6 protein-coding genes are annotated in these 7,055 nt (G+C 57.7%); 5 read left to right on the top strand and 1 reads right to left on the bottom strand.

Annotated features, from left to right (window positions below; all coding sequences use genetic code 11):
- Positions 1–757, bottom strand: a 757-nt coding sequence (locus DWU98_RS06195) for a phage late control D family protein (RefSeq protein WP_196239476.1), incomplete at its 3' end; no start/stop codon positions are given.
- 241 nt (positions 758–998) lie between these two features.
- Between DWU98_RS06195 and tssB the strand changes: the two genes are divergently transcribed.
- From tssB to DWU98_RS06170, 5 genes are all read left to right on the top strand, one after another.
- On the top strand, positions 999–1,505 hold the full coding sequence (gene tssB, locus DWU98_RS06190; RefSeq protein ID WP_115494593.1) for a type VI secretion system contractile sheath small subunit: 507 nt from the start codon (positions 999–1,001) through the stop codon (positions 1,503–1,505).
- A gap of 25 nt (positions 1,506–1,530) precedes the next feature.
- Entirely contained in the window at positions 1,531–3,075 is a 1,545-nt protein-coding gene (gene tssC / locus DWU98_RS06185; protein ID WP_115494592.1) for a type VI secretion system contractile sheath large subunit, read from the top strand.
- 280 nt (positions 3,076–3,355) lie between these two features.
- Positions 3,356–4,702: a type VI secretion system baseplate subunit TssK gene (gene tssK / locus DWU98_RS06180; protein WP_115494591.1), complete on the top strand. Its 1,347-nt coding sequence runs from the start codon at positions 3,356–3,358 to the stop codon at positions 4,700–4,702.
- Positions 4,703–4,716: 14 nt separating this feature from the next.
- Complete coding sequence (locus DWU98_RS06175; RefSeq protein ID WP_230474714.1) at positions 4,717–5,355, top strand: DotU/TssL family secretion system protein; 639 nt, start codon at positions 4,717–4,719, stop codon at positions 5,353–5,355.
- A 10-nt stretch (positions 5,356–5,365) separates the two neighbouring features.
- Complete coding sequence (locus tag DWU98_RS06170; RefSeq protein ID WP_115494589.1) at positions 5,366–7,048, top strand: OmpA family protein; 1,683 nt, start codon at positions 5,366–5,368, stop codon at positions 7,046–7,048.
- Positions 7,049–7,055 lie beyond the last annotated feature (7 nt).

Raw genomic sequence — 7,055 nt, 5'->3', positions numbered from 1 at the left:
AGCGCTCCCACGCCTGATCGGGGTTGTAGTCGGCGACGAGGAAGGATTGCGGCACAGTGCGCGCATGCGTGTGCAGCGACAGGATCGCCTCGCTCGTTGGCTTCAGACCAGACGGTTCGCGATACGGCAGGGTGAGTGTGGGCTGATAGATGTAATGGTCGATGTCATCGGCAAATATCAGCACATCGCCATGCTCGCCTTGCGTGCTGTAGCAATAGATGCCTTCCTGTTTCATCAGCAGGCGGATGTAGTTCCAGTCGCTAAGATGGTGTTGCAGGCGAAAGGCGTGCTGCGGATAGCTGCGACGCAAGGTGAAAGCGAATTGGTGTCCCTTGAAGCCATGCCGACGCAGTATCGCCTCGATGATTTGCGGCGTGGTCTGCTGCTGGAAGATGCGGCTGGTGGGAATAGGGCGAAGCCGCGCGGCGTGGGCGTCGATCACGAAGCGATAGGCAGTGAGATCCTTCGTTGTGCCGAGCTCGCTGAACCTGCTGATGCGGCCGTGGAATTGGCGCAGTACGCCTTCTTCAGTCGCTATGGTGAAGCTGGCCTCTTTATTGAGGTAATCAGGGCGCAGCAGCTCGTCGGGATGGGTGAGTTCCAGGGTGATGCGCCAGGGCTCGCCCATGCGCTCCACGATGCGGCTGGACACCACCGATAGCGCGTCGGCACTGGGTACGCCGGGAACATTCACAAAGTATGACTGCCGGCCAGTCAAGCGATCGGCGGCGGTGGTGGCAACAGTGCGTGCAGACATCCGTTTCGTTCCTTTCCGTGGCGAGTGACAGGCGACGCATGGTGTGTCCACATGCGATTTGATCTTGCTTGGAGGCGACGAACATAAAAGGTGTTTTGTTCGCAAACAAGGTCACTCACACAACAGGTGCAAATCGTTGATAGATCAATCAGGGCTTTCCTACTCGCAATTCGAAGGGCACGTGGTATTAATCACAGCCCGTGCATGGAATACGTCTTGCCCACGATCAGAAGGATCTTTGATGAGCACCAGTTATCAGAACGAATTGCCGAAGGCGAGGATTAACCTCAAGTTGGATCTGCACACCGGCGGTGCGCAAAAGAAAATGGAGCTGCCGCTAAAGTTGCTCGTGACAGGGGATTTCAGCAACGGCCAAGATACGCGTGCAGTCGCGGAGCGTCAGAGAATCGATATCAACAAGAACAATTTCGATGCGGTGCTGGCCGTTTGCCACCCCAAGGCAACGATCACCATCGAAAACAAGCTGGCGGGCGATGGTACGGATATGTCGGTCGACATTGATTTTACGTCGATGGACGATTTCAAGCCGGAAGTGATCGCAAGCAAAGTACCAGAGCTGCGTACATTGATGGCGGCACGCCATCTTCTCCGTGATCTCAAGTCCAACTTGCTCGACAACGCAACGTTCCGACGCGAATTGGAGAAGATACTTAAAGATCAGACTCTTTCGCACCGCCTGCGCGATGAGTTGCATATGATCAGCGGCAGCGCGCTGTCCCAAGCCTGAGGCCTGACAAGGAGAGTCTTTTATTATGGGTAACAATGAACACCATTCCCCGGAAGCCTTGGCGGACACCGTGGTACTCGACCCGCCGGCAACGAGCGTGTATCAATCGCTGTGTGAGAAAATTAACCTTACACCGGTGTCCCGAACGCGCCCAGTGGAAAGCTTCCAGAGCGCTGATGCGCTGTTCGATTCATCACCCGATGAGCGTGTGACGCAAGCCATCAGTGTATTGCTGAAGACGCTCCACGGGGCATCGCAGCCGGTTGACCGTCTGGACAAGAGTTTGCTGGACTTCCTCATCGGCCAGCTCGATGCGAGGATAAGCGAGCAGGTCGATGCGATCATGCATCACGACGTTGTTCAGCGCATTGAGTCGGCCTGGCGCGGCCTTAAGTTTCTCGTCGATCGCACGGATTTTCGCAAGAATGTCAAGATCGAAGTGCTCGATGTTTCGAAAGAGGCGCTGCGCCAGGATTTCGAGGACACGCCTGAGGTCATCCAGAGCGGTTTATACCGCCACACCTATATCCAGGAATACGACACGCCCGGTGGTGAACCCATCGGTGCGGTGATTGCCAACTACGAGTTCGATCGCAGTGCGCAAGACATCGCACTGTTGCGCAATGTTTCCAAAGTGGCCGCGGCGGCGCATATGCCGTTCGTCGGCGCAGTGGGCGCGGCTTTCTTCGGTAAGGATACGATGGAAGAGGTGGCAAGCATCAAGGACATCGGCAACTACTTCGATCGTGCCGAATACCTGAAGTGGAAGAGCTTCCGCGAAACCGACGATGCCCGTTATGTCGGCCTTACGATGCCGCGTGTGCTGGCCCGCTTACCGTATGGGCCGGACTCGACACCCGTACGCGCGTTCAATTATACGGAAGGCGTAAAGGGTCCCGATCATAGCCGCTATCTGTGGACCAATGCCGCGTTCGCTTTCGCCGTGAACATGGTGCAGAGTTTCGTCAAGAACGGCTGGTGCGTGCAGGTGCGCGGCCCGCAAGCCGGCGGACTGGTCGAAGATCTGCCGATTCACATGTACGACCTGGGCACCGGCAATCAGGCGAAGATTCCCACTGAGGTACTGATTCCAGAAACGCGCGAATTCGAATTCGCCAATCTCGGGTTCATTCCGCTGTCGTATTACAAGAATCGTGATTTTGCCTGTTTCTTCTCGGCCAACTCGGCCCAGAAGCCGACCTTGTACGAGACGAAGGAAGCCACCGCCAACAGTCGCATCAATGCGCGTTTGCCGTACATCTTCCTGCTGTCGCGCATTGCGCACTACCTCAAGCTGATTCAGCGCGAGAACATCGGCACCACCAAGGATCGCCGCTTGCTCGAAAACGAGCTCAATAACTGGATTAAGGATCTCGTGACTGAGATGAAGGATCCGGGTGATGAGCTACAGGCATCCCACCCGCTGCGCGAGGCCAAGGTCATCGTGGAAGATATCGAGGACAACCCAGGCTTCTTCCGTATCAAGCTCTTCGTCGTGCCGCACTTCCAGGTGGAAGGTATGGATATCGGCTTATCGCTTGTGTCTCAGATGCCAAAAGCTAAGGAATAAGCGTCGGACGATTTCCCGCAACACTATATGTGTGCTTCTGCGACGGACTGAACGTACGCCGCAGAGGCCCGGATTCTTTTCAATGGGAAAACGCAATGAGTGCTCGCTCGTTGCAAGGAATCAACGTCACATCGTCATTCCGGTACAGCCCGAATCCAATCTCAATGCCTTGTGCGAGGCGCTCAAAAGCATTCGAGCGTCTTTCGGTCGAATGTCGAGAAGCGAGTGTTGCGGTAAGGGAATGTAAGCAATCAAGTCAAGGTCGACCAAGTCAAATACGATGAAGATCACAAGACCGCTGTGGGCGAAAGGCATCTTTATGTCGCCCCAGCACTTTCAACAGCAAGGGTTGTGGAACAGCTACTGCGATAAACAAGTCGCGCGCATCGCAAGCCCTGAATCGTGGGGGGTTCAGGCCGTTGCATTCGACAAACAGGCGCTATCGGTGGAGCGCGTGCACCTGAATGCTTTGACGCTGTGCTTGCCCGACGGTACGTGGATCGATACGGATATCGCCGATCGATTGCCTCCCGCGCGCAGCCTTGACGACGTGCCGAAGCATATCGAGTTCGCGATCGTACTGGTGGGGTTGCCGTTGCTCGATCCGCAAGGTGCTAACTGCGTAAAGGATGGGCAAAAGCCGGCCAGGCCACGCCGTTTTTCGCGCGAGTACCTGCAGGTGGCCGATCTTCACGGAGAGGCTAAGGAAGAAATATGCGTGGAACGTCATTCACTCGCACTGCTGTTCGATCTCGAGCCACACGCCGATTACGTAACCTGTCCAATTGGACGGCTTGTGCGAAATACGCAGGGCCGGTTCGAGTTAGATACCGACTATGTGCCACCGTGCCTGCAATTGTCGGCGAGCTTTCATCTTGTTGCGCGCATGCAGCGGCTTTGCGACATCCTAGCGGCCAAGAGCGCAAGCCTCTCACAGCGCCGCAAAGAGCGGTCGGACCATATCGCCGATTACGCCGTCGCTGACGTCTCGTTGTTCTGGCTGCTGCACAGCGTGAACACAACGTGGCCCGAATTGAACCGCCTGTGCCAGGCGCCGGACCAGCATCCCGAGCGGCTTTACGCAGTATTGGCGCGATTGGCAGGTTCACTATTGACCTTCTCGATGAGTGAGACCTTGCAGTCGATTCCTCTCTACGACCATCACGAACCTGAGCCCGTTTTTGCGAAGCTGGAAGCATTGATTCGTACGCTGCTGGACACAGTGATTCCGTCGAGTGTGGTACCGATCGCGTTGGACCGCCCGCGCTCAACCGCTTGGTCGGGCTTGTTCAATGATCCACGATTGGTGGAAAACGCCGACTATTACCTCGCCGTGCGCGCGGCCGTGCCAGCGCACGAACTTCTTGAGCAGTTTCCTCGCCTGTGCAAGATCGGTGCACCCGATGATGTTCAGCACATTGTCAATTCGGCGCTGCCGGGTATTCCGTTGCGGGTGATGTCACGGCTGCCAGCGGCGATTCCGATTCGCATCGAAAACCACTATTTTGCGTTGGACGTTACGCATCCGGCGTTCAAGCGCATGGTGGACGCCCGTGCCTGTCAGATTTACGTGCCGACGTCGATTCCTGACGTGTCACTGGAACTGTATGCGGTGCTGCCGACATGACACTCAGAACGTCCATGAGCAGCGCCCTGTTACCTATTGCACTGCGTGATACGGCCCTAACCGTCACGGCGTTGCGACGGGGCGCTTCTTCGCCTTCGTTTGATGACTTGCGACAATCGAGCCACGCACAGGTCCAACGTCTACGTGCGGAACTCAAAATCGACAATCAGTCGGACGATGTCATCCGTGATGCCGTCTATGCGCAATGTGCGTTGCTGGATGAAGCTGCTCTTAGTTCTCTCAAGGGCAGCGACCGTGACGAATGGGAGCGCGAGCCCTTGCAGGTGGCAGAATTCGGCACGCACGATGCGGGCGAAGCGTTGATCGCGCGCATGCAGCAACGCTTACATCAGCCACAGGCAGAGCGGACGTTGCTGGCCATTTTTTTGGCCGTGCTCGTTTTGGGTTTCCGAGGACGCTTTGTGCTTGAACGGCGCGATGCGCGCGCCGCCATGATCAAGGCGCTGCAGCAGCACCTTGGCGTATCGGATGAAGCAACGGGCGGTATCGTGGTGCGCTCGGCAGCTCGCCAACGTTGGTTCGCGAACGTGTCGCTGCCGGCTTGCGTGCTGCTGGCGGTCGCCATCGCCGTCACGCTTTGGGTGTTGCTTGACAGGTGGCTTGACGCGGCCGCCGCACAACTGTTGCTCTGAGGGAAGACGCGTGTCGGCTTATCCGTACCGTCTCCAGATTCTGTGGATCACGTTGCTCGTCCTGACGTGGCTTGGCTACTGCTCGCCCTGGTCCGGGGAGCGGAATCTACTGCTGGGTGCAGTGATGGTGCTGGTGACGGCTGCATCGCTGATTGGAATAACGCGTCGCGCACGCACACGGCGACGTACGACGGCCCGCATACTGACGGAAGTCAATGGCACGCTACGGACATTGCCTTCAGGACTGAAGCGTCATACACCATTGGTGATCACCGTGGGTGATCCGAATGCTATGTCTGGCGCATGGGGCGATGACATCGTACGAATCACGGACGCGGCCATCTGGGTGCGATGTGATATGCCCGTCACACTGATGCACGTGGCGGATGCCCTAAAGCGCTGGCGAAATGGACAGGGGCCGGATGCGGTTGCTTTGTTGATTGCTGCCGATCAAGGCAACGCTGACACGTTGGCTGCCGCCGCGTGGAAACCGTGGAGGTCTGCGATAGGCGCGGCAAGCAGGGCAGTGGGCTATACCTTGCCGGCATGTTTAGCCGTGTACGCACAAACGCCGTGGGGAAAAGGCGAGTGTCCGTGGTTCGGCACGTCCGGTTCTGTGCCACTGGATGCCCATGCGTTACCCGACTTTCTCACATCACGGTTGCAGCGCTACGCGCTTGCTGCGTCACCTGCCGAGCCAGAGAGCCGCGGACTTCGCTTTGCCTTGCTTGATGCGCTGGTACGTTGGAGCAGCAAGGCGCTCTGGCCTCTATGGGCAGATGGTCGCTCACCACTGCATGTGATGGCATTCGGCGTCACGGTCGTGCCGGGCGTGCCCGTCTCCGGTGCACCATTTGGCTGTTTCGTTGCCCAGTTGACGGGGCTGACCGGTGCATCAACGAAGGGCCGCGCATCGCCACGCTATCCATTGCCAGATGCCTTGCTTGCAGGTATGCCCCGTCAACCAATACGCCGCGCTTGGCCGCGCGCACTCGCGCACGCCGTTATGGCGCTCACTGTTTTCTTCGGTGCGGGTACGGTGGCGTCTGCTGATCAGAACCGAACCCTGATGAAGCGGTTGGCGGATAACCTCGCACGCTACCAAGCCATCCCTTCGACACAGGATGCAGTGCGGTTGGATGCGCTTGCGTTGATCAAGCACGATCGTGACGAACTGGAGCATTACGCGAACGCGGGTGTGCCAATGCGGCTTGATTTCGGCCTGTACCGTGGCTCGCTGTGGGTACCCATCGTTGACAGGGTAATCGCCGATTATCGGCCGCCGGCCGCACCCCCATCCATGATCGAGCTCAACAGCATGTCGATGTTCAACACGGGCAGCGCCGTGCTGAATCCTGGTTCTAACCGTGCGCTGGTTGGGGTGTTGGAGATGATCAAGTCGCACCCGGACAAACGCGTGCTGATCGCCGGTCATACCGACTCGGTGGGTTCGCCCGACGCCAACCTTAAGTTGTCTCTGGCGCGCGCGGCTGCGGTGCGGGATTGGCTTATCGACGCATCAGGCTTGTCGGCGACACGCTTTGCCATTCAGGGCTATGGCGATACGCGACCCAGGGCCTCCAACGACATCGAAGCAGGACGCGCCCTCAATCGCCGCGTCGAGATTACCTTGATTCCCGACTGCCGCGACGACGGCAGCGACTCAACCAAAGGCCATCCGGCCTGTTCCTAAAAAGGAG

Source organism: Dyella monticola (assembly GCF_003363155.1).
Lineage (GTDB): Bacteria > Pseudomonadota > Gammaproteobacteria > Xanthomonadales > Rhodanobacteraceae > Dyella_B > Dyella_B monticola.
The sequence above is the reverse complement of the archived record's forward strand: the minus strand, read 5'-3'. Positions and strand labels throughout refer to the sequence as shown.